Raw genomic sequence first — 21,832 nt, 5'->3', positions numbered from 1 at the left:
CTAACACTGGAATAAGAGATGGGCGCATTCACGCGATCGCTTTCACTCGGTGGCATTTCACCGTAAGATGGAGCGTTAAGCGCTAACCGGGATACCGCAAGATACCATGAGCTTGTCACAGGCACAAAAGAAAGCATTTCGTAGCATTGGCCACCACCTTAACCCCGTGGTCACCGTTTCTGAGAACGGCGTCTCCGAAAATTTGCTCGCAGAACTTAACCGCGCACTCACCGATCACGAACTGATCAAAGTGAAACTCGCCATTCCTGAGCGTGATGATCGGGCTGCCATGATAGCCGAACTAATCGCCAACAGCCGTGCCGACCTTGTGCAAACCATTGGCAAAATGGCGCTGCTGTACCGCAGAAACCCACAGGTGAATCCAAAGCTTTCCAATGTTACCCGCTTTGAGAATCACCACGGCCGCCATTAAGCGTTGAATGAAACGCGGGGCAATAGCGTCTCGTCGCACCAAAACGCCCTTTCAACCGACCCATAGGGTCAATTGAAGGGGCGTTTTTATTATACGTGCTCGACGCTACCTACTTCGTACTCCACATCACCACCGGGGGTTTTGACCACCACGACATCACCCTCCTCTTTACCGATGAGGGCACGAGCGATGGGCGACGTCACCGAGATACGGCCGGACTTAATATCCGCTTCATCTTCACCAACGATGCGATAAGTCACTTCTGCATCGGTGTCCAGATTCATTAGCGATACGGTCACACCAAAAATGACCTTGCCGGTTTTCGGCAATTTCGTGACGTCAATTACTTGCGCAACAGAGAGCTTACTTTCGATCTCTTGAATACGCCCTTCGATGAACCCTTGCTGCTCGCGGGCAGCGTGATACTCGGCGTTCTCTTTCAGATCACCGTGCTCACGCGCTTCAGCGATGGCCGCGATCACCTGCGGACGCGCTTCGCTTTTAAGGTGGTCGAGCTCTTCACGAAGGCTTCTTTCTCCCGCCACTGTCATCGGGACCTTGTTCATTGACTTGCTCCTGCATGCAGATCCTGAAGGCGCCGCACCGTAATCTCCCTACCGTACTCAAGCGCCATGCAAACAGCATTAGCGCCCGCCAAGGTGGTCGCATAGGGCACCTTGCGCGCGAGAGCAGTACGGCGAATGACCGAAGAGTCATTAATGGCCTGACGACCTTCGGTAGTGTTCACAATGTAGGCAATTTCGTCGTTCTTGAGCAGATCGACGATATGGGGACGACCTTCGTAAACTTTATTGACGTGCTCCACGGCAAGCCCAGCAGCTTCTAAAGCAGCTGCTGTTCCCCGAGTTGCACATAGCGTAAAACCTAATGCTAACAGAGAACGCCCTACTTCGATAATCCCTGCCTTGTCCGGTTCACGCACGGAAAGGAACGCTTTACGCTCGCCGGTCAGCGCCGGTATTGCTTCGCCTGCGCCCAGCTGAGCCTTGAAAAACGCCTCAGCGAAGGTATCGCCAGAGCCCATTACTTCGCCGGTGGACTTCATTTCCGGCGACAGAATCGGGTCGACACCGGGAAATTTATTGAACGGGAAAACGGCCTCTTTAACACTATAGAAGTGCGGCACGATTTCCTTCTCAAAGCCCTGTTCAGCCAGGGTTTTACCGGCCATGCAGCGGGCCGCAATCTGCGCCAATGACGTGCCGATGCACTTGGACACAAAGGGCACGGTACGCGAGGCGCGTGGGTTGACCTCGATCACATAGATCTCGCCATCCTGCCAGGCCAGCTGCACGTTCATTAGGCCTTTCACGCCCAGCTCAACGGCCATCTGCTTGACCTGCTCGCGCATCTCGTTCTGCACATCGGCCGGCAACGAGTAAGGCGGCAGCGCGCAGGCAGAGTCACCGGAGTGAACGCCCGCTTGCTCTACGTGCTGCATGATGCCGCCGATCACGACCTGCTGACCATCCGACACGGCATCGATATCGATCTCGATCGCAGCACTCAAGAAGTGATCGAGCAACACCGGTGAATCGTTGGAAACTTTCACCGCGTGGGTCATGTAGTTTTCAAGCTCAGAGGCGTCGTAGACGATCTCCATGGCCCGGCCACCCAGCACGTAGCTGGGGCGCACCACCAGCGGGTAGCCAATCGCTGCCGCTTTATCGAAGGCTTCGGCAAAGCTGCGAGCGGTCGCGTTGGGGGGCTGCTTGAGGCCCAGCTTGTCGATCATCACCTGAAAACGCTCGCGGTCTTCAGCGCGGTCAATAGCGTCCGGAGTGGTACCGATAATGGGCACACCGGCGGCTTCCAATTCGCGCGCCAGTTTCAGCGGCGTTTGGCCACCAAACTGAACGATCACGCCTACCGGCTTCTCTTTATCGGCGATTTCGAGCACGTCTTCCAGCGTTACCGGCTCGAAGTAGAGGCGATCGGAGGTGTCGTAATCGGTCGAAACGGTTTCCGGGTTGCAGTTGACCATGATCGTTTCATAGCCGTCGTCGCGCATGGCAAACGCCGCGTGAACGCAGCAGTAATCGAACTCGATCCCTTGGCCGATACGGTTAGGGCCACCGCCCAGCACCATGATCTTCTGACGATCAGACACATCCGCTTCGCACTCCTCTTCATAGGTGGAGTACATATAGGCGGTATCAGAAGCAAACTCTGCGGCACAGGTATCGACGCGCTTATACACCGGGCGAATACCGGCGGCCTGGCGGGTTTGACGAAATACTTTTTCGCTGACATTCAGCAGTTTGGCCAGGCGCGCATCGCCGAAGCCTTTACGCTTGAGCTGGAAAAGCTCACGAGCGGAAAAATCAGCCAGCGTGCGCTTGGCAACCGCGCTTTCAGTCAGCACCAGATCTTCCAACTGCACTAGGAACCAGGGATCGATGTTGGTTAACGCAAAGACCTCATCGACACTCATGCCTGAGCGCATGGCGTCCGCCACGTAGAAAATACGCTCGGCACCGGCGGCCTGCAGCTCGCCCTGGATAATCGCCATGTTGTCCGGCGTGAAGTCGGTAATGATCGGATCAAGACCATCGTTACCGGTTTCCAGGCCGCGCAGCGCTTTCTGCAGCGACTCTTGGAAAGTACGACCAATCGCCATTACTTCGCCCACTGACTTCATCTGCGTGGTCAGGCGGTCGTTGGCCTGAGGGAACTTCTCGAAGGTAAAGCGCGGAATCTTGGTAACCACGTAATCGATAGACGGCTCGAACGACGCCGGCGTACGGCCACCGGTAATATCGTTTTGCAGCTCATCCAGCGTATAGCCCACCGCTAACTTCGCGGCAATCTTGGCAATCGGAAACCCGGTCGCCTTGGACGCCAGCGCGGAGGAACGCGACACTCGCGGGTTCATTTCAATCACCACCAGGCGCCCGGTTTTGGGGTCCATACCAAACTGGACGTTGGAGCCACCGGTCTCTACACCAATCTCGCGCAGTACCGCGAGGCTGGCGTCACGCATGATCTGATACTCTTTATCGGTCAGCGTTTGTGCCGGGGCCACGGTGATGGAGTCGCCGGTGTGCACGCCCATGGGGTCGAAGTTTTCAATCGCGCAGACAATGATGCAGTTGTCGTTTTTGTCGCGCACCACTTCCATCTCATACTCTTTCCAACCCAGCAGCGACTCATCGATGAGCAGCTCGTGGTTGTTGGAGAGTTCGAAACCACGGGTACAGATTTCTTCAAACTCTTCCTTGTTGTACGCCACGCCGCCGCCGGAGCCACCCATGGTGTAGGAAGGCCGAATAATGGTCGGGAAGCCAAGCTCTGCCTGAATTTCCCAGGCCTCATCCATCGTGTGGGCGACCTTCGCTTTCGGGCACTCCAAGCCAATACGCTTCATGGCCTGATCGAACAGGTCGCGGTCTTCGGCCATGTTGATCGCATCGGCGTTGGCGCCGATCATCTCGACGCCGTACTTTTCGAGCACGCCATGATGATCAAGCTCCAGAGCACAGTTGAGCGCTGTCTGGCCGCCCATGGTGGGCAGAATGGCATCTGGGCGCTCGGCTTCGATGATTTTTTCTACCGCCTGCCAAGTGATGGGCTCGATGTAGGTCGCATCGGCCATGGCCGGGTCGGTCATAATCGTGGCGGGGTTGGAGTTAACCAAAATCACCCGGTAACCCTCCTCGCGCAGCGCTTTACACGCCTGGGCGCCGGAGTAGTCGAATTCGCAGGCCTGGCCGATCACAATCGGGCCAGCGCCAATGATCAAAATACTGTTAATGTCGGTACGCTTAGGCATAACGGTTCCCGCAAAAAATGGTGACGATGAGCGACAAGAGACGACAATACGGTGATACGAGGACGCGTTAGCGACGTGCCTGCATCATAGCCACGAAGCGATCAAAAAGCGGCGCCACATCGCGCGGGCCGGGGCTCGCTTCCGGGTGGCCTTGAAAGCTAAATGCCGGCCGGTCGGTAAGCTCGATTCCCTGCAAGGTGCCATCGAACAGCGACCGGTGCGTGGCGCGCACGTTAGCAGGCAGGGTCGCCTCATCTGCCGCAAAGCCGTGGTTTTGGCTGGTAATCATTACCGTGCCAGTGTCCAGGTCCTGCACCGGGTGGTTAGCACCGTGGTGGCCGTGGCCCATTTTTACCGTTTTCCCACCGGCGGCCAGCGCCAGCAGCTGGTGACCCAGGCAGATACCAAACACCGGAATATCGGTTTCCAGCACGTCTTGAATTGCCTTGATCGCGTAGTCGCAGGGCTCTGGGTCGCCTGGGCCGTTGGCTAAAAACACGCCATCGGGTTTCATCGCCAGCACCTCAGCGGCAGGCGTTTGCGCGGGCACGACGGTCAGGCGGCAGCCGCGCGCGGCCAGCATGCGCAGAATGTTAAATTTCACCCCGTAGTCATAGGCCACCACGTGGTAAGGGCGTTCGCTCTGAGCGGTATCCGCGTAGCCTTCATCCAAGGTCCACTCGCCTTCCGTCCACTCGTAGGCTTCTTTGCAGGAAACCTCTTTCGCCAGATCCATCCCCTTCAACCCTGGGAATGCTTTGGCGGCTTCCAGCGCGCGCTCAACGGCGTCATCGCCTTCGGCCTCGGCCCCTGCCAAAATGGCGCCATTTTGGGCACCTTTATCACGCAAAATACGCGTCAGGCGGCGGGTATCGATATCGGCAATACCCAGTACATTCTGGCTTTTCAAGTAATCCGACAGCGACTGACGTGAGCGAAAGCTACTGGCCATTAGCGGCAAATCGCGAATCACCAGGCCCGCCGCCGCAATCGAGGCGGACTCGATGTCTTCAGGGTTAATGCCGGTGTTGCCGATATGGGGGTAAGTGAGAGTAACGATTTGGCGAGTATAAGAGGGATCAGTCAGAATTTCTTGGTAGCCGGTCATGGCCGTATTGAACACCACCTCACCGCTTGTTACTCCCTCCGCGCCAATAGCGATACCGTGGAACACGCTGCCATCTTCCAAGGCCAATATTGCGGGTTTGCTCAATGCGGGGTTATTCAAAACAAGATCCTCCCATGCTGGTGGGAGCCTGTAGGGCGCAGGCTCAGCAAATTCTTCATGAATCTACGGCCTCATCATCAAACGATTCGTTATCAATAATGAGGTCGTAAAAAAGCGGGACGAAGCCGATAAAAAAAATCGGTTTCATCCCGCTTGTTGTTCGATGCCTTCTGAGCCGCTGGCACAACCTAAAATTGGCTAGCGGACTCGGGGCAGGCTTTGGGCTGGCCAACGCAACAAGCGCGCCGTCTAAGGTCTGTAAGTCAGAGCTTCTAAGCCACCCGGCCAAAATTTTTGAAATGTTACAGGAATTCTTGGCCTAGAACTACCCCTTAATCGTAACACCCGCAGACATTAGTGTTTTCTTAATCCAGCCCCAGCACATCCTGCATATCGTAACGGCCACTCTCTTTGTCAACGACCCAGCGCGCCGCGCGCACCGCGCCTTTGGCAAAGGTCATCCGGCTGGAGGCTTTGTGAGTAATTTCGATGCGCTCGCCTTCGGTGGCAAACATCACCGTGTGCTCGCCCACGATATCGCCCGCGCGCACAGTGGCAAAGCCAATCTCTTTATCGGTGCGAGGGCCGCACTGCCCTACCCGCTCGAACACGCCGTGCTCTTTCAGGGTGCGCCCCAGGCTGTCGGCGATCACTTCGCCCATTTTAATGGCAGTGCCGGAAGGCGAATCCACTTTGTGGCGGTGATGCGACTCGATGACTTCGATATCGTAACCTTCATCGCCCAGCGCCTTAGCAGCGGTTTCGAGCAGCTTCAGCGTTAGATTCACGCCAACGCTCATATTGGGGGCAAACACCATAGCGACTTTATCGCGATAGCTGTCGAGCTGCGCCAGCTCATCATCGCTCATGCCGGTGGTACCAATCACGATGCGTTTACCGTGTTCAGCGCAGAACGCCAAATTACCGAGCGTGACCTGGGGAGCTGTGAAGTCGATCAGCACATCAAAATCATCAACAATCGAGGCGAGTGAATCGACCGCAACGACGCCGCGCTTACCCGCGCCGGCTAGCTCACCAATGTCAGCCCCCACCAGTGAGCTGCCTGGCTCTAGGATACCGCCAGCCAAGGTGGCCTCAGCATCCTGCTCAATAGCATTTACCAACGTGCGGCCCATGCGGCCAGCCACGCCTACTATGGCAATTCGGGTCATGCTCTCTCCTGCGCTCTGCGTTTCGGTGCGAAAACTCAAGCTTTAAAAATTGCGGCGATTATAACAGACGCACACGCGCATTCGGTGCAAGGCTTATGCACCAAAAGCGTGGTTTAGCTCTTCGCCATTAGTTTTCCCAGACAATCGCCAGCTCTTCATCGCCCGCCATACGCATCAGATGACGTTCTACCACGCCTTCAAGCTCATCCAGATGCTCCTCTTCCAGAGTTTCGATGGCGACCACCAGCTTATCGGGCTCAGCGAGCATTAAGCAGGTACCGGTAGCAAACGCGATTTTGCCTTGCTGGTCGCTTTGCTCTACTTCCAATTTGTGCGCCCAGTGCTTACAAAGGCGATTGATCAAACGCTCAGCAGACGGTGTAGCAATTTCAGCGCGGGAAAGCGGCATAGCAGTGACTCCAAGAAATTATCTACCTCTAAGCCTAGAGCGAAGCGACCAGCGCTGCCAAGTACTGAATGTTACACCGCTGGAACGGCACGTTTCAGCGTAGTTAAAAACGACATTCAAGCGTTCCTCTCTAAACGTCGCTCTGGGATTAAATGCTTCCTCTGCTCGCAAGACCAGCCTCAGCTTACCGTCGAAGCAGCCACCTAAGCCGCCGCCCCTCCATAGCAGCTAGCGCTACCCCGCTTAACATCAGCGGTAACGCCAGCAGAAAGCCACTGGAAACCGGTATTCCAAACAGCGCCCAATCGGCGATCACAGGCCAGACGAGCGCCACATATTCAAAGGGAGCCAGCTGTGAGACTTCGGCATAGCGGAACGCTAGCGTCATGGCGATATGCCCCGCCCCGCCAAACAGGCCCGAAAGCACCAAAAGCGCAAGCTGGGTGTCACTAAGCGTGGCCCACCCCAGCGGCAGCGTCGCCAGCCCGGCTAGCGCTGCCACCACAATAAAGTAGAAGGCGATAGCGCCAGCGGTTTCGGTGCGCGAGATACGCCGAACGGTAAGCAGCGCCCCAGCGGTCAATAACGCCCCCAGCGTACCCAGCACATAACCCAGCAGCCGCTCATCGCCTTCACTGGCATTAAGCCCAGGAATCACCAGCACGGCCATACCTGCCAGTGCCAGCACAACCGCGCCAGCGCGATAATAGGAAAACTTTTCACCGAGCAGCAGCACGCCACCTATCGCCATAAACACCGGCGCCAGTTGAATCAGCAGCGTCGCCTCGGCCACCGGCAAGAACGCCACGGCGGAAAACGAGAAGAACATCGCCGCCCCCAATCCAGAGCGCAATAAATGGCCCAGTGGTCGACGGGTAGCCAATGCGCTGGGAAACTCCCGGCGGATCATTAGAAAAATAACGATCGGGAACAGCGCAAACAACGAGCGAAAAAATATCGACTGCCCCACCGGCACTTCGTCACTGACTGCCTTAATGCACACCAGCATGCCGGTAAACAGGGCGCCTGAGAGTATCCTAAGCAAAATTCCCTTGATGGGCTTATCCTGAAGATTGTCCATCGCGCAGATCATTCCCTAAATAGCAAAAACCCCCGGCGAACCGAGGGTTTTTGAACCATACAACTAGTTGTTTACCATTATTGCAGCTTTACGGCTTCATATCTTCAAAGAAGCTCTTCACGCTATCGAAGAAACCGGTTTTCTTCGGCGAGTGATTGTGGCTGTTGCTGTCGTCGAAACTTTGTTGCAGCTGGCGCAATAGGTCGCGCTGCTCGTCGTTAAGCTTGACGGGGGTCTCCACTACCACTTTGCACAGCAGATCACCTGGCATACCACCGCGTACAGGCTTCACGCCTTTACCACGCAGGCGGAATAGCTTGCCGGTTTGAGTTTCCGGTGGAATCTTCAGCTTCACGCGGCCATCTAGCGTGGGTACCTCAAGCTCGCCACCCAATGCGGCATCAACAAAATTGATCGGCACATCACACTGCAGGTGTTTGCCGTCTCGCTGGAAGATATGGTGCGGCTTGATGGCTACCTGGACGTACAGATCCCCAGGCGGGCCGCCGTTTACACCGCTTTCACCTTCGCCGTTCAAACGAATACGATCACCGGTATCCACACCCGGCGGAATCTTCACAGAGAGTGTGCGGGTCTCGCGTACGCGCCCTTCGCCATTACACTTATGGCACGGCACTTTGATGTGCTGGCCAGAACCATGACAGGTCGGGCACGTTTGCTGCACGGCAAAGAAGCCCTGCTGCATACGCACTTGGCCGTGGCCATGGCAGGTAGGACACGTCTCTTTAGAAGAACCGGGCTCAGCGCCGCCGCCATCACAGCGGTCACACTCGATATGCCGTGGTACGCGGATATCGACTGTGGTGCCTGAAACGGCATTTTCCAGATCCAGCTCTAGGTTATAGCGCAGGTCGGAACCGCGTGCCGGGGCATTGGGCCCACGACGCCGGCCACCGCCTCCGCCGAAAATATCGCCAAACACATCGCCGAAAATGTCGCTGAAATCGCCAGCGCCTGCGCCGCCGAAACCACCGCCGCCACCTTGGCCATCAACGCCCGCATGGCCAAACTGGTCATAGGCAGCGCGCTTCTCGCCGTCGCTCAGCACTTCATAGGCTTCGGACACTTCGCGGAATTTCTCCGCGGAGGTGGTATCGTCCGGGTTTCGATCAGGGTGGAATTTTTGCGCCAGACGGCGATAGGCCTTCTTGATCTCTTTCTGATCGGCCCCTTTTTCGACACCCAGGACTTCGTAATAATCGCGTTTGGACATAGGCCCTACGCCTCCTGGTTAGCTACGCACTCAACTGCACATTTAGCTAGGTAATGATCTATTCCGTTAGCTACGTGCGTCTTGGCCGCGGAAACAGCAACGCGGGAGTAAGCTCCCGCGTCACCGCTTTCCTTGGCAGAAAGAGGTTATTACTGCTTTTTCTGATCGTCGTTGACTTCTTCGTACTCGGCGTCAACCACGTCATCTTCCGGCTTGGAACCTGTGTTTTCGGTACCTTCACCGCCCTCTTGCTGAGCCGCTTCTGCCTGCTCGGCGTACATCTTCTGGGCTAGCTGGCCTGAGGCTTCGGTCAATGCATCCAGTTTCTTCTGGATGTTGTCGACGTCGTCGCCTTTAACCGCTTCTTCCAATTCGCTGATGGCCGTTTCAATCGCCTGCTTCTCGTCGTCAGTCGCTTTGTCGCCCGCTTCTTCCAACGTTTTACGCGTGGCGTGAATCATGCCATCCGCTTGGTTACGCAGCTGTACCAGCTCTTCGAACTTTTTGTCCTCTTCAGCGTGCGCTTCGGCATCGCGTACCATTTGCTCGACTTCTTCCTCGGACAAACCGCTAGAGGCCTTAATGACGATGGACTGCTCTTTGCCAGTGGCCTTGTCTTTCGCCGATACGTTCAGAATACCGTTGGCATCCAAGTCGAAGGCGACTTCGATCTGTGGCACACCGCGCGGTGCCGGCGGAATGTCGGCAAGGTCAAAACGGCCTAGCGACTTATTCTGCGACACTTGCTTACGCTCACCCTGTACGGCGTGAATGGTCACGGCCGTCTGGTTGTCATCCGCGGTTGAGAAGGTTTGTGTCTTCTTGGTCGGGATGGTGGTGTTCTTCTCGATCAGCGGCGTCATCACACCACCCAGGGTTTCGATGCCCAAGGTAAGCGGGGTAACGTCGAGTAGCAGTACGTCTTTAACGTCGCCACCCAGTACGCCGCCCTGAATCGCGGCACCCACGGCAACCGCTTCGTCCGGGTTAACGTCTTTGCGTGCTTCTTTACCGAAGAAGTCAGCGGCTTTTTTCTGCACCATCGGCATGCGTGTCTGGCCACCGACCAAGATCACTTCGTCGATTTCAGACGCGGACAAGCCAGCATCTTTAAGTGCCATTTTGCACGGCTCGAGCGAGCGCTGAACCAGCTCTTCAACCAGCGACTCCAGCTTGGCACGGGTCACCTTAACGTTAAGGTGTTTCGGGCCAGTGTTGTCGGCAGTGATATAAGGCAGGTTCACGTCGGTCTGCTGAGCACTGGAAAGCTCAATTTTGGCTTTCTCTGCGGCTTCTTTCAGACGCTGCATGGCCAAGTTGTCGCCAGACAGGTCGATGCCGCTGTCAGACTTGAACTGGTCGACCAAGTAGTTGATTAATGCCAAGTCGAAATCTTCGCCACCCAGGAAGGTGTCACCGTTGGTGGCCAACACTTCAAACTGGGTTTCGCCGTCGACATCGGCAATTTCGATGATCGAGATATCGAAGGTACCGCCACCCAGGTCATAAACCGCGATGGTTTTGTCGCCGCGCGATTTGTCCATACCGTAGGCCAGTGCAGCAGCGGTCGGCTCATTGATGATGCGCTTAACGTCTAGACCGGCGATACGGCCAGCATCTTTGGTGGCCTGACGCTGGCTGTCGTTGAAGTAAGCCGGCACAGTGATCACCGCTTCGGTGACGGTTTCACCCAAGTAGTCTTCAGCCGTCTTCTTCATTTTCTTCAGAACTTCAGCGCTTACCTGCGGCGGTGCCATTTTTTTGCCTTTCACTTCAACCCAGGCATCACCGTTATCTGCTTCGGTGATTTTGTACGGCACCATTTTGATATCTTTTTGGACAACGTCGTCTTTAAAGCGACGGCCAATTAAGCGCTTGATGGCATACAGCGTGTTTTCTGGGTTAGTCACCGCTTGGCGTTTGGCCGCTTGGCCTACCAGCGTTTCGCCATCATCGGTGTAAGCGATGATAGAAGGCGTTGTGCGGCCGCCTTCGGCGTTTTCAATGACTTTAGCGCTGTCACCATCGAGCACGGCCACACAAGAGTTAGTGGTGCCCAGGTCGATACCAATTATACGTCCCATAGCAATAACCTCGAATTCGGTTGTTACAAAACTGAAAATTTAGACTTTTAAAGCGTGTCTGCGGGTTTCCCCGCGGGGTTGCCCTTTATTTGGGGGCCGCCGCTGACATTTCAAGGGCTTTTTTTTCACACACTTTTTTTCACTTGTGTGCCGCCAGTGGCTTAATCGGCTTTTTTACTCACTACCACCATCGCCGGGCGCACCAAGCGTCCATTAAGCAGATAGCCTTTCTGCATAACGTCCATCACGGTGTTCGGATCAAGATCCGGGTTGGGCACCATGGTCATGGCTTCGTGTACCTGAGGATCGAAGGGTTCGCCGTGAGGTTCGATACTTTCCACACCGAACTTATTGAGTACGTCCAGCTGCATTTTCAAGGTCATGGAAACGCCTTCACGGTGAATTTCCGAGGCACCCTCTTCCATGGTTTCAAGCGCTTTTTCCAGGCTATCAACGACCGGCAGCAGCTCTTTGACAAACTTCTCAAGCGCGAACTTGCGCGCTTTTTCAGCTTCTTGCTCGGCACGGCGGCGTACGTTTTGCGCTTCGGCGGCAGCGCGCAGGGCTTGATCCTTGGCATCGGCCAAGCTCTGCTCTAATTCACCTACCTGAGCAGCCAGCATTTCTGCTTCAGGGTTATCGACGTTACCTTCCAAGGGCTCATCATCATTGATCAAGCCTTCGAGTTCGCCTTCCATCAAGCGCTCTTCTGCCACCTTCTCGGCCGCTTGCTCAGCGCCCTCGGCTTCGTGCTCGTGGCGGGCCAACTCATCATCCATTGGGGTTTGCGGTTCTTTCGCCATGTTGTGCTCCTAAAAAGTAGAGCGCGGCCACGCGGGCGGCGCGCAAAGAAGTAAGCCGTTAGTTACTCGCTTTAATTGATCATGCACGCTATATGGGGGCCATAAATTTCATCTCAAGAGGTGCATTGAAGTGAGTTATTAACTACTGTATAAATCAACAACTATTGGATAAGTATCCAGCTCCTGTGCTGTTCCGCCTTGGGAGGCGTCATGCTTACTCAGCTCGCTATTCAAGATTTCGCTATTGTTGATCATTTAGAACTCGACCTAACCGGCGGCATGACGGCCATTACCGGGGAAACCGGGGCGGGGAAATCGATCCTGCTGGGCGCCTTGGGGCTCTGCCTGGGCGAACGCGCCGACGCCGGCAGCGTGCGCCATGGCCAGGAGCGCACGGATCTTTCTGCGCGTTTCGATATTCAACACCTGCCCGCCGCCGTCGAGTGGCTAACGGCACGTGAACTCCCTGCCGAAGAGTGCTTGCTGCGCCGTGTTGTTACTGCCAACGGGCGCTCCAAGGCGTGGATTAACGGCCACCCTGCGACTATCTCGGATCTCAAATCCCTCGGCGAGCAGCTGATTCAAATTCACGGCCAGCATGCCCACCACGCTTTAATGCGTGAAGAGACCCACCTTGCGTTGTTGGATGATTACGCAGGCCTGAACGATGCCACTACCCAATTAGCTGACACGTTTCGCGAGTGGCGTAATGCCCGCCGTCAGCTAAAAAAGCTAAGCGAGGAAGGCAGCGAAGTGGAGGCCAAACGGCAGCTGCTGCGTTACCAAGTGGAAGAGCTGGACCAGCTCGGTTTGGCCGAAGGCGAGCTGGCCACCCTAGAGGAAGAGCAGCATACCCTGGCACACGCGGAAGAGACGTTGCGTGAAACGCAATTTGCCGCTGACTGTTGCGCCAGCGATGAAGGCGGCGCGCTCTCTTTGCTCAACCAAGCCTTCGCCCACTTGAGCGCCCTGCCGGGCAGCGACAAGGGCACGCTGGCGAACACGCTGGCCATGCTGAGTGATGCACGCATTCAAGTGGAAGAGGCCTCCAGCGAGCTCAACCGTCTTGCCAGCACCACCGAGCTAGACCCTGAACGGCTCGCCTGGGTGGAAGAGCGAATGACCGACGTGCACCGGATTGCCCGCAAGCATCACGTGGCACCAGAAGAACTCTGCGCCCTGCATGCCGATTTACAGCGGGAGGTGGCCCAGTTGGAAGAGGGTGGCAATGACCTCGAGGCGCTAAGCGCTCAGGTGGTCGAATACCGCGAACGCTACCGCCAAGAAGCGAAAAAGCTGAGCGATAATCGCCAAAAAGCGGCACTTCGCTTAGGTAAGGAAGTACAGCAGCAGTTGGGCTTTTTAGCCATGGGCAAAGCCCGCTTTGAAGTGGAGGTCACGGCAAAAGAGTCGCCCTCCCCTGAAGGGCTTGATCGTGTGCAGTTCTTAATTAGCGCCAACCCCGGCCAGCCCGCCCGGCCGTTAACCAAAGTGGCTTCTGGCGGCGAACTGTCGCGGATCAGCCTAGCGATTCAAGTGGTCGCAGCCACACATTCGACGGTGCCCAGCCTGGTATTTGACGAAGTGGATGTGGGTATTTCAGGCGCCACTGCAGAAATCGTCGGCCAGCTGTTACGCAAGCTGGGCGAGAACGGCCAGGTGATGACCGTGACGCATCTACCCCAGGTAGCGGCACAAGCGCATCAGCACCTGCATATTGAGAAGCAGGCAAAACGCGACACAACGCTAACCCAGATGGCGCTGCTCGACGAACAGGGGCGCATCAGTGAACTGGCACGCATGTTGGGCGGGGTGACGCTTTCCGACCAAACCCTGGCGCATGCCCGCGAAATGCTGCACGCCAGCCAGCGCCCACCGCACTGATCAGAAATACCTCTATCAAGAAATACACCTATCAGGACTTTCGACGCCGCAAAATAAAACGCCCCTGATTACCTGAAAAATTCCCTTAATGGCGAATTCGAACAGGTAATACAGGGGCGTTCATATTATCGAGCTGCGTGCCGTGTCTAACCGCGAACATTATTTCTTGTTCGTCGGCCCGCTATCTTGGCGGGTCACGTCGGAACCACGCGGACGAACATAAAGCACTAGAGCATGATCCACTAGTTCGTAACCATGCTCTTCAGCGATCTCCTGCTGACGACGCTCGATGATTTCATCGACAAACTCGATGATTTCACCGCTTTCAAGGCACACCATGTGGTCATGGTGATCCTCTTGGGTCATCTCAAAAACTGCATGGCCGCCATCAAAATTATGACGAATAACCAAACCCGCTGACTCAAACTGAGTCAATACACGGTATACAGTCGCCAGGCCAACATCTTCGCCCGCATCAATCAGTGTTTTATACACTTCTTCCGCGCTAAGGTGGTGCTGACCCGAAACATTTTCGAGAATCTGAAGTATCTTGACGCGCGGCAGGGTCACTTTCAGACCGGCTTTGCGCAATTCATGGTTCTGATCGGCCATGGTCGCTCTTCGCAGTAACAGGTTAGGTCGGGTATGATCAACCGAAACCACGATAGTGAAGAATAGGTCCAAATGCAAAAATTGACTCGAATCATCACGCTCTCCGTTGCCCTAACCGTTGTTAGTGGCTGCAGCTACGTTGGCGTGTACAAGCGCGATATCCCCCAAGGCAACTTGGTCACGCAAGAAATGGTGAGCCAGCTTCAGCCCGGCATGACGCAAGAACAGGTCACGTACGTAATGGGCAGGCCGCTATTAGAAGCGCCCTTTGATGCCAGCCAGTGGGACTATGTTTTCCGTTTAGACAAAGCATACGGCGATGTTGAGCAACGCCGTGTCACGCTTACCTTCGACCCGCGGGGCCGGTTGGTGAATATTGAGCAAGAAGGGGATTTATCCGCAGATTTGCCGCTTGAAGATGAGAGCAGCATAGGGCCAGCCACCGAAGGCGTCGACCCAATGGATGCCTTACCCGCTGATAGCACCCAAACGCCGGTACCGCCGACGGTACAGCCAGTGCCACAGCCTTAAGACGCGCTTATCGGCCCGAATCGTTCGCTTGCTGGCGCTTGGCGCGTTCTAAGCGAGCGGCTTTGGGGTCGATGGCCAGCGGTCGGTAAACTTCTACGCGATCTCCGGGACGCAACACGTGGGTGCCGGGGTCACGTAGTGCTTTACCGAATACTCCTAACGGCGCCTGAGTAAAGGTGTCTTCAGGCAGGTCAGGAAATAGCGCGGGCAAATCCGCCATGGCAACGGCCTGACACGCGGTAGTGCCCTCAGGCACCCTCAGCGCCACTATGCGCTGCTTGGATGGCAGTGCGAAGGCTACCTCAACCGTTAGCGTTTCAGGGGCCATACAGCTCGTTTGCGCGCTTGGTGAAGGCATCGACCAACTGCCCCGCTATTTGCTGAAAAATCTTTCCAAAGGCCATGCCGAGCAGCCGATTAGCAAATTCAAACTCCATTTCTAAACTGACCTTGCAGGCATCTTCTCCCATTGGGATAAACAGCCAGCGACCTTTTAGGCGTTTGAAGGGGCCTTTTACCAACGAAAGCTCTATACGCTCAGGCGCAAAGAGGTCGTTACGAGTGGTGATGGTTTGCTCGACGCCGGCGCGGCCAAGGGTCATTTCACCGATCAGGTGTTCCTCATCATGCTCAATTAAGCGCGCCTGACGGCAACCGGGTAAGAACTCCGGGTAACGCTCAAAATCGTTGACCAGATCGAACATTTTCTGGGGGGTGTGCCGCACCAAGGCGGAACGATTGACGGTTGGCATTGACCTCTCCGCTGACTTCACAGTGCCCAAAGCGTATCATGGGAAACATTATTTCAGACGCTAAATGGTATCACGCCTCCCCAAATAACGAAGGGGATGCCACTGACAGATTAATTATGAGGTTCCATGGCCACTAAGAAAGGTAATAGTAAGGGGCCCGGTAGCAGCGTTATCGCCCAAAACAAGAAGGCACGGTTTGAGTACCATATCGATGAGACCTTCGAGGCAGGGCTGTCGCTGGCTGGCTGGGAAGTAAAAAGCCTACGTGCCGGCAAAGCTCAGCTTACCGACACCTATATTTTGGTGCGTAATGGCGAAGCTTTCCTGCTGGGTAGCCATATCATGCCACTCAACACGGCAAGCACCCATGAAATTGCTGACCCTACCCGCACGCGTAAATTGCTGCTGCATCGCAAAGAGATCGCCAAGATCTTTTCGATCACCCAGGACAAAGGTCACACCTGTGTGCCGCTAAAACTTTATTGGAAGCGCAATAAGGTAAAGTGCGAGCTGGCGCTAGTGACCGGCAAACAGCTGCATGACAAACGGGCTACTGAAAAAGATCGCGACTGGAGTCGCCAAAAAGGGCGAATTATGCGGGAACATAACAAGGCATAACTGGTCAATTAGTTGTGAGCACGTTAGAATGCTCACCTGTAATCAGGGGGCGACATGGTTTCGACGCCGGTGACAACCCTTGCGGTGCATGCCGAGAGCGTGATGTATCTCGTAAATCCCACATCACGAAAAATAGTCGCAAATGACGAAAACTACGCTCAAGGCGCGCTAGCAGCTTAAACTGTTAGCTTCTTGTCTGGCCCCAAGGTGATGTGCCTATTCATCACTGAGGGGATACGAGCTAAAGCTGATAGGACCGCGTTTGGTGGTGTCTTCTCGCCAAGCGTTAAACTTTAGAAGGCTCGCGTAGCTGAATCCTGATCGTCGGAGTCAGTCGCGTTAAATCAAATGACGAAATCTAAGCATGTAGAGCCAATAGGCGCGTGCTGGCGGACGCGGGTTCAATTCCCGCCGCCTCCACCACCTTACTATACAAATCAAGCACCTACGGGTGCTTGATTTGTGTCTGGCTGTTCTTCTCGTTGGGATGTGCTCGACCTTTTTGAGAGGCCATACTTTTCCTGGGCATTATCACCTATACCTTTATGAACATAGTGCTAGCCCAAAAAGAGCCTGCACTGACGAACCTTAGTGCCACACTTGCTGCCTCTCGGCACTGAGCACTGGATGTTGTCTGCATTGTAGGGCGCTTGTCGTACTAGTAATAGGCTCACGCCTGCTGGTGGAGCATTCCATTAACCTAGCCAAGGTTTGGCATTAGTGAGGCCGTTATCGGGCTTACCATCGTGGCTGCAGGCACTAGCATGCCTGAATTGGCGACCTCGAGTGTGGCAGCTTTTCGTAAGCAACCTGACATCGCAACAGGTAATGTTGTCGGGTCAAATGTATTTAATATATTAGGATACTGGGCCTGCCCTCTCTCGTCTCACCGTGAAACGCAGCAGGCTATCGGCTCTCGATTACACGACAATGGTAGTGTTCACAGTTATCCTCATTGCTTTGCTCTATACAGGTCGGATTCTTCATCAGATTGAAGGTGCTTTTTTCTCTCACTATATGGCGTATATATCTTTGTTCTGTGGCACGTATAGGTACGAATCAGCATGCGCCAAATTATAACGCTATAAACTATGTTGGGTTTTCCACTAAATGGAGGTAAAGAGGGTCAAATTCAGCAGCATCCTTTAACTTCTGCCAATCAAGTACAGTTATTTGGTTTTTATTGCTACTAATGAGACCATCTTTACGAAGCGCCTGGAGTACTCTATTCACGTGAATTTGCGTCATGCCGGTCGCATCAGCTAGCTCAACCTGGGTAATCGGCAACTCGAACGTTGCTTGTTTAGCCAACCCCACGGCCTCAAGTCGCACCATGAGCTCGCAGATAAGGTGGGCAATTCGGTTGTAAGCATGCCGCTGCCCGATATTTAAAAGCCACTCTCGCGCAATGGAACAGCTCACCAACGTTTCACGCCAAAAAGCAGCCGAAAGGCGCGGGTACTGAGCGCAGATATTACTCATATCATCGTGTTCAATAAAGCCCAGCGTGCTAGATGTAAATGAGGCAATATTTACATCCAGATACGGCAGGTGCAAGCTTTGCAGATCAGGTATATCGCCCGGTATAAATATTGACAATATCTGGCGCTTCCCTTCAGACGTTAGCTTATAAGCACAAATAAATCCCTCAACCACTAGACAGCATTGAGTTGGCTGATCACCAATTTTCAATATGGCCTTGTCCGGGCGAAGGGTAACCGTTTTAATCGGCAAGTCATGTATTACCTGCCTCTCTTCTGCGGTGAGAAGAAAGATGCTCTCCAGCTTGCGGATAATAAGGAGGTTAGGCGTGATGAGTAACGTTCTCATCGCTGGCTCCATCATTGGCAGGAATGAAGCCATATGCGACATTTTGTCTGCTGATCAGGTGGAAGTTAGATCGCTCGTGATCATGCGCTCTCTAATAACAAATAGCCACCCTCAGCAGGAACGCTGCTTTAGAAAGTCAGCCCTCGTGATTCGGCTGTTATTGTGATACGAGCAAGTAGGACTCAAAGAGGGCGTGCCCTTGGCATTACCCTTTTACCGTAACAACTACTCTCGACTGCATCTGTAGAACATCGCTGATAATTTTGTAAGTGATTTCTTACAACTAAAAACAAAAACGCCCCATTTAAGGGGCGCCTTATTACTCTCTGACTTGTGGCCGCTCGTCCTGAGCGAATTTCCGTATTATGTGCAGTTTAATGCAGCTAGAACATCCAGTTTAATTTGGATTTATTAGACAAACAACACCCTGTTCAACGAAAAAGTACCAAAAACAACATAAGTTAAAAAATGTTCAGCTCAATTAATATGAATATATAAGGCTGAGTATTTGCATATATCTTAGGCACAAAAAAACGCCCCACGAATGGGGCGCTCTAAAGCTTTTGCCTTCCTGGCTTGTGATCGCTCATCCTGAGCATGACGTCCGTTTCTTCAGCAGCTCTCCTGCCACCGATGCACCTACGCTAGACCACAGGATAGGTAGGATCAACCTTGGTCGCCCACCGATAGGCGCAAAAAACCGCCTTAACAAACCGCTACCTTCACCTTCTTTACTTATGAGCCTCGTTTTCATAGCGTTTTATCTCCCGTGCAATAGCCTTTATAAGGCTATTAAACCGGATACAGACATCAACAGGCGTAAAGCCCACCTGCACAAGATGGGCTACTTAACGCCTTTCCCTCCACTTACGTGGATCAATTCGGCCTCCGTACATCGGTAATTCTAGCACCGGGTCATCGTCTCGGAACTGAGACCACATACGGTTCAAACCTGCAGTGCCGAAGGTACGAGCCCGCTCGACTTCATCCAGGTTGAGAACATCGGTCAGAATACCCGGGGTAGCGCCAGGCATCCTCGCGCGGATGCGGCCTTCGGGGTCGACGATTAGACTCTGGCCTTCTCCCGCAGGCGCGGCCGCGTTGGCGCTCACCATATACACTTGGTTGAAAATCGCATTGGCCTGCACAAGGATTTGCTCCTGGGCGCGGTCGCAGGTGGTGGTGGCCACTTGGTTGATGATCACTTCCGCCCCCAGCCACGCTAGCTGACGCACCATCTCGGGAAACCAGATGTCGTAGCAGATAGCCAGGCCGACCCGGCCAATGCCCGGCACCTCGAACACTTCAAAGCGATCTCCCGGCTGATAGGGCTCGTAAGGCCGCCAGGGGAAACACTTACGGTAGGCAGCCACTCGCTCACCTTCGGGCGAATACACCGGCGCGGTGTTGTACAGATGCCCGTCTTCTCCCCGCTCGCATACCGTGCCGGGTAGCAGCCATACTCCCAGGTTGCGGGCAATACGTGACAAGTGCTGGTCACGGGAGCCATCAATCGGTTCAGCCGCAGCTTCCAGTTGCTCCCTGCGCTGCTCAGGCGTACCCGTGGCACCGCATAGATAGAGCTCTGGATAAACCACCATCCTTGGCTGTTCAAAATCGGCACCGAAGTCGCTCAGGTGTACCGCCAGCTCGGCCTCAAAGTCCAGCAGTTCGGTGTCAGTGCCGTGCGGCCGTGAAGCTTCCTGCGCCGCAAGGACAGGCAAATTTCTGGACATAATAAATCTCCGTTTAAAAGGTCGCTTGTTCCGAGGCGGGCGCTGACTCGGGCTCTGAGTCATCAAAGGCCACTTCCGGCGGCTCGCGACGGAAGAATCGGGTCAGGTAGGCCAACTGAACGAGGCCAATGGAGAGCCAGATCACCCCAAGAATAAAGGCGTTGATATCCAGCTTACTCATCAGCCAAAGATTGACCAGGGCACCGATGAGTGGCACTAACATCCCTCTAATCACACCATACTGGCGCTTTGCATCGGCGTCTTTGCTCACCAGAAAGATCACTGACAGGTTAACCATCGTGAAGGCGATGAAAGCACCGAAGTTGATGAACGAGGCGGCCGATAATACATCGAGGAACAAGGCGATAATGCCAATGGCGCCCGTTAACACGATATTGAACACCGGCGTATGGAAGCGCGAGTGCAGCGCACCGAACAGCTTAGGCGGCAGTACCGCGTCCCGCCCCATGGCAAACAGCAGCCGAGAGGCACTGGCTTGGGCGGCCAGGCCAGAGGTGAATTGGGCGAGCACCATACCGGCCAGAAAAATAGCCCCGAAAAGATCCGCACCGATGGCCTTGGCAATCTCGAAGGCAGCGGAATCGGCGTTTACGAAGCTGCCACCAGGATGAACCAGCTGGGTGGTGTAACCTACCAGCACGTAGATACCGCCGCCGAGCAGAGCGGTGAGCATGATGGCTTTGGGAATATTACGTTTTGGGTCAATGGTTTCTTCGGTCAATGTGGTAACGGCATCAAAACCAAGGAAAGAGTAAGCGGCCACCGCTGCCCCCGCGGCAATCGCGGTGAAACCGGCCTCTTCACCCAAGAAAGGCCCCAGGCTAAAAAGCGAATCAGTGCCACCGGTCGCAAATACGTGACGAATTGAAAGCAGTACGAAGAAGGCGATCACCAGTATTTGGAAAACCATCAACAACGAGTTCACTTTGGACGCGAGCTTGATGCCGTAGATATTCAAGAAGGTGGTGATACCGATGAAGCCCAGCAGGAATATCCAGCTCGGTACTTCAGGAAAGCGTGCGTTCAAATAAGCCGCGCCGATCAACCAAATCACCATCGGCAGGAAGAAATAATCCAGCAGCACACTCCACCCCACCATAAAGCCAACTCGCGAGTCGATGGCTCTGCGTGCATAAGTATAGGCAGACCCGGCTACCGGATAAGTACGCGCCATAATGCCGTAGCTATATGCCGTGAATAGCATGGCAACGGTCGTGATGAGATAAGCAGTGGGTACGGCGCCATTGCTAGTACTGGCAATTACCCCGAAGGTGCCAAGCACGATCAATGGCGTCATGTAGGCTAGGCCAAACAGCACCACGGCTTTTAGGGATAGCGTTCTTTCCAGTTTGATATTGTTATCCGTCATGATCCATCTCCAGGAAACGTTGGAACCGACAGCGGGCAATCGCTGAGTCGGCACAAAACGAAGAGGTGGTTGATCAAGCCAGCCGCCGAAGCTAGACCAGCTTGCTACCGTTAAGGATCGGCTAATAACCCCCAGTTGCTGGCGTTACAGCTGTCCAGCTAGACTGAGATGCTTAGTAGCCAACCTCTTTAGAACGGTATTGGCAGCTCATCGGATCGTATATAACCCTAGCGTGGTATGGG

General features: G+C 54.6%; 20 protein-coding genes and 1 other RNA gene. 6 read left to right on the top strand and 15 right to left on the bottom strand.

The window, feature by feature from the left end; genetic code table 11:
* The first annotated feature begins 106 nt into the window (after positions 1 to 106).
* Positions 107 to 433: a ribosome assembly RNA-binding protein YhbY gene (gene yhbY, locus ACUN8H_RS12330; protein ID WP_008958789.1), complete on the top strand. Its 327-nt coding sequence runs from the start codon at positions 107 to 109 to the stop codon at positions 431 to 433.
* Between the two features lie 89 nt (positions 434 to 522).
* Here the strand turns inward: yhbY and greA are convergent, their stop codons facing one another.
* From greA to grpE, 9 genes are all read right to left on the bottom strand, one after another.
* On the bottom strand, positions 523 to 999 hold the full coding sequence (greA, locus tag ACUN8H_RS12325) for a transcription elongation factor GreA (protein WP_009287920.1): 477 nt from the start codon (positions 997 to 999) through the stop codon (positions 523 to 525).
* A complete protein-coding gene (gene carB, locus ACUN8H_RS12320; protein ID WP_445532379.1) occupies positions 996 to 4,226 on the bottom strand; it encodes a carbamoyl-phosphate synthase large subunit in 3,231 nt (1,076 codons plus the stop codon). Before carB ends, greA begins: the two co-directional genes overlap by 4 nt.
* A gap of 67 nt (positions 4,227 to 4,293) precedes the next feature.
* A complete protein-coding gene (carA, locus tag ACUN8H_RS12315) occupies positions 4,294 to 5,439 on the bottom strand; it encodes a glutamine-hydrolyzing carbamoyl-phosphate synthase small subunit (protein ID WP_445532420.1) in 1,146 nt (381 codons plus the stop codon).
* 380 nt (positions 5,440 to 5,819) lie between these two features.
* The gene (gene dapB / locus ACUN8H_RS12310) at positions 5,820 to 6,626 is read right to left on the bottom strand and encodes a 4-hydroxy-tetrahydrodipicolinate reductase (RefSeq protein WP_445532378.1); all 807 of its coding nucleotides are present in this window, start codon (positions 6,624 to 6,626) and stop codon (positions 5,820 to 5,822) included.
* A 127-nt stretch (positions 6,627 to 6,753) separates the two neighbouring features.
* Entirely contained in the window at positions 6,754 to 7,035 is a 282-nt protein-coding gene (locus ACUN8H_RS12305; RefSeq protein WP_445532377.1) for a DUF2218 domain-containing protein, read from the bottom strand.
* A 184-nt stretch (positions 7,036 to 7,219) separates the two neighbouring features.
* Entirely contained in the window at positions 7,220 to 8,116 is an 897-nt protein-coding gene (locus tag ACUN8H_RS12300; RefSeq protein ID WP_445532376.1) for a DMT family transporter, read from the bottom strand.
* Between the two features lie 88 nt (positions 8,117 to 8,204).
* Entirely contained in the window at positions 8,205 to 9,350 is a 1,146-nt protein-coding gene (gene dnaJ / locus ACUN8H_RS12295) for a molecular chaperone DnaJ (RefSeq protein ID WP_445532375.1), read from the bottom strand.
* Between the two features lie 149 nt (positions 9,351 to 9,499).
* Positions 9,500 to 11,434 carry a molecular chaperone DnaK gene (gene dnaK / locus ACUN8H_RS12290; RefSeq protein WP_290700654.1) on the bottom strand — a complete coding sequence of 645 codons (1,935 nt, stop codon included), beginning with the start codon at positions 11,432 to 11,434 and terminating at the stop codon, positions 9,500 to 9,502.
* 161 nt (positions 11,435 to 11,595) lie between these two features.
* A complete protein-coding gene (grpE, locus tag ACUN8H_RS12285; protein ID WP_290700657.1) occupies positions 11,596 to 12,237 on the bottom strand; it encodes a nucleotide exchange factor GrpE in 642 nt (213 codons plus the stop codon).
* Positions 12,238 to 12,447: 210 nt separating this feature from the next.
* Here grpE and recN point away from each other — a divergent pair, with 210 nt between their 5' ends.
* Entirely contained in the window at positions 12,448 to 14,121 is a 1,674-nt protein-coding gene (gene recN / locus ACUN8H_RS12280) for a DNA repair protein RecN (RefSeq protein ID WP_445532374.1), read from the top strand.
* 159 nt (positions 14,122 to 14,280) lie between these two features.
* On the opposite strand, the gene fur is transcribed toward recN, so the two are convergent.
* Positions 14,281 to 14,733, bottom strand: a complete 453-nt coding sequence (gene fur / locus ACUN8H_RS12275; protein ID WP_007111850.1) for a ferric iron uptake transcriptional regulator — start codon at positions 14,731 to 14,733, stop codon at positions 14,281 to 14,283.
* Positions 14,734 to 14,805: 72 nt separating this feature from the next.
* Between fur and ACUN8H_RS12270 the strand changes: the two genes are divergently transcribed.
* The gene (locus tag ACUN8H_RS12270; protein WP_445532373.1) at positions 14,806 to 15,264 is read left to right on the top strand and encodes an outer membrane protein assembly factor BamE; all 459 of its coding nucleotides are present in this window, start codon (positions 14,806 to 14,808) and stop codon (positions 15,262 to 15,264) included.
* A 7-nt stretch (positions 15,265 to 15,271) separates the two neighbouring features.
* Here the strand turns inward: ACUN8H_RS12270 and ACUN8H_RS12265 are convergent, their stop codons facing one another.
* Together ACUN8H_RS12265 and ACUN8H_RS12260 are read right to left on the bottom strand one after the other, a co-directional pair.
* A complete protein-coding gene (locus tag ACUN8H_RS12265; RefSeq protein WP_445532372.1) occupies positions 15,272 to 15,592 on the bottom strand; it encodes an RnfH family protein in 321 nt (106 codons plus the stop codon).
* Positions 15,582 to 16,016, bottom strand: coding sequence for a type II toxin-antitoxin system RatA family toxin (locus tag ACUN8H_RS12260; RefSeq protein ID WP_445532371.1), 435 nt, complete (start codon positions 16,014 to 16,016; stop codon positions 15,582 to 15,584). Before ACUN8H_RS12260 ends, ACUN8H_RS12265 begins: the two co-directional genes overlap by 11 nt.
* Positions 16,017 to 16,142: 126 nt before the next feature.
* On the opposite strand from ACUN8H_RS12260, the gene smpB reads away from it, so the two are divergent.
* The 3 genes from smpB (at position 16,143) to ACUN8H_RS12245 (ending at position 17,629) form a co-directional block, all read left to right on the top strand.
* Positions 16,143 to 16,634, top strand: a complete 492-nt coding sequence (gene smpB / locus ACUN8H_RS12255; protein WP_008958772.1) for an SsrA-binding protein SmpB — start codon at positions 16,143 to 16,145, stop codon at positions 16,632 to 16,634.
* A gap of 45 nt (positions 16,635 to 16,679) precedes the next feature.
* Positions 16,680 to 17,057, top strand: a transfer-messenger RNA (tmRNA) gene (gene ssrA, locus ACUN8H_RS12250).
* Positions 17,058 to 17,398: 341 nt separating this feature from the next.
* Complete coding sequence (locus tag ACUN8H_RS12245) at positions 17,399 to 17,629, top strand: hypothetical protein (protein ID WP_445532370.1); 231 nt, start codon at positions 17,399 to 17,401, stop codon at positions 17,627 to 17,629.
* A gap of 94 nt (positions 17,630 to 17,723) precedes the next feature.
* Here ACUN8H_RS12245 and ACUN8H_RS12240 read toward each other — a convergent pair whose 3' ends face one another.
* The 3 genes from ACUN8H_RS12240 to ACUN8H_RS12230 form a co-directional block, all read right to left on the bottom strand.
* Positions 17,724 to 18,464, bottom strand: coding sequence for a Crp/Fnr family transcriptional regulator (locus ACUN8H_RS12240; RefSeq protein WP_445532369.1), 741 nt, complete (start codon positions 18,462 to 18,464; stop codon positions 17,724 to 17,726).
* Between the two features lie 848 nt (positions 18,465 to 19,312).
* Positions 19,313 to 20,200, bottom strand: coding sequence for a carbon-nitrogen hydrolase family protein (locus ACUN8H_RS12235; RefSeq protein ID WP_445532368.1), 888 nt, complete (start codon positions 20,198 to 20,200; stop codon positions 19,313 to 19,315).
* A gap of 13 nt (positions 20,201 to 20,213) precedes the next feature.
* Complete coding sequence (locus ACUN8H_RS12230) at positions 20,214 to 21,590, bottom strand: APC family permease (protein WP_445532367.1); 1,377 nt, start codon at positions 21,588 to 21,590, stop codon at positions 20,214 to 20,216.
* Positions 21,591 to 21,832 lie beyond the last annotated feature (242 nt).

The organism is Vreelandella sp. V005, from assembly GCF_052645115.1.
Note: the sequence above shows the minus strand (reverse complement) of the source record. Positions and strands in the feature narration are given on the sequence as shown.

Bases quoted from the DNA above. Each gene is read 5' to 3' on its own strand.
- yhbY (WP_008958789.1), top strand. From the start codon at position 107: ATGAGCTTGTCACAGGCACAAAAGAAAGCATTTCGTAGCATTGGCCAC.
- greA (WP_009287920.1), bottom strand. From the start codon at position 999: ATGAACAAGGTCCCGATGACAGTGGCGGGAGAAAGAAGCCTTCGTGAA.
- carB (WP_445532379.1), bottom strand. From the start codon at position 4,226: ATGCCTAAGCGTACCGACATTAACAGTATTTTGATCATTGGCGCTGGC.
- dapB (WP_445532378.1), bottom strand. From the start codon at position 6,626: ATGACCCGAATTGCCATAGTAGGCGTGGCTGGCCGCATGGGCCGCACG.
- ACUN8H_RS12305 (WP_445532377.1), bottom strand. From the start codon at position 7,035: ATGCCGCTTTCCCGCGCTGAAATTGCTACACCGTCTGCTGAGCGTTTG.
- ACUN8H_RS12300 (WP_445532376.1), bottom strand. From the start codon at position 8,116: ATGGACAATCTTCAGGATAAGCCCATCAAGGGAATTTTGCTTAGGATA.
- dnaJ (WP_445532375.1), bottom strand. From the start codon at position 9,350: ATGTCCAAACGCGATTATTACGAAGTCCTGGGTGTCGAAAAAGGGGCC.
- dnaK (WP_290700654.1), bottom strand. From the start codon at position 11,434: ATGGGACGTATAATTGGTATCGACCTGGGCACCACTAACTCTTGTGTG.
- grpE (WP_290700657.1), bottom strand. From the start codon at position 12,237: ATGGCGAAAGAACCGCAAACCCCAATGGATGATGAGTTGGCCCGCCAC.
- recN (WP_445532374.1), top strand. From the start codon at position 12,448: ATGCTTACTCAGCTCGCTATTCAAGATTTCGCTATTGTTGATCATTTA.
- fur (WP_007111850.1), bottom strand. From the start codon at position 14,733: ATGGCCGATCAGAACCATGAATTGCGCAAAGCCGGTCTGAAAGTGACC.
- ACUN8H_RS12270 (WP_445532373.1), top strand. From the start codon at position 14,806: ATGCAAAAATTGACTCGAATCATCACGCTCTCCGTTGCCCTAACCGTT.
- ACUN8H_RS12265 (WP_445532372.1), bottom strand. From the start codon at position 15,592: ATGGCCCCTGAAACGCTAACGGTTGAGGTAGCCTTCGCACTGCCATCC.
- ACUN8H_RS12260 (WP_445532371.1), bottom strand. From the start codon at position 16,016: ATGCCAACCGTCAATCGTTCCGCCTTGGTGCGGCACACCCCCCAGAAA.
- smpB (WP_008958772.1), top strand. From the start codon at position 16,143: ATGGCCACTAAGAAAGGTAATAGTAAGGGGCCCGGTAGCAGCGTTATC.
- ACUN8H_RS12245 (WP_445532370.1), top strand. From the start codon at position 17,399: ATGCCTGAATTGGCGACCTCGAGTGTGGCAGCTTTTCGTAAGCAACCT.
- ACUN8H_RS12240 (WP_445532369.1), bottom strand. From the start codon at position 18,464: ATGAGAACGTTACTCATCACGCCTAACCTCCTTATTATCCGCAAGCTG.
- ACUN8H_RS12235 (WP_445532368.1), bottom strand. From the start codon at position 20,200: ATGTCCAGAAATTTGCCTGTCCTTGCGGCGCAGGAAGCTTCACGGCCG.
- ACUN8H_RS12230 (WP_445532367.1), bottom strand. From the start codon at position 21,590: ATGACGGATAACAATATCAAACTGGAAAGAACGCTATCCCTAAAAGCC.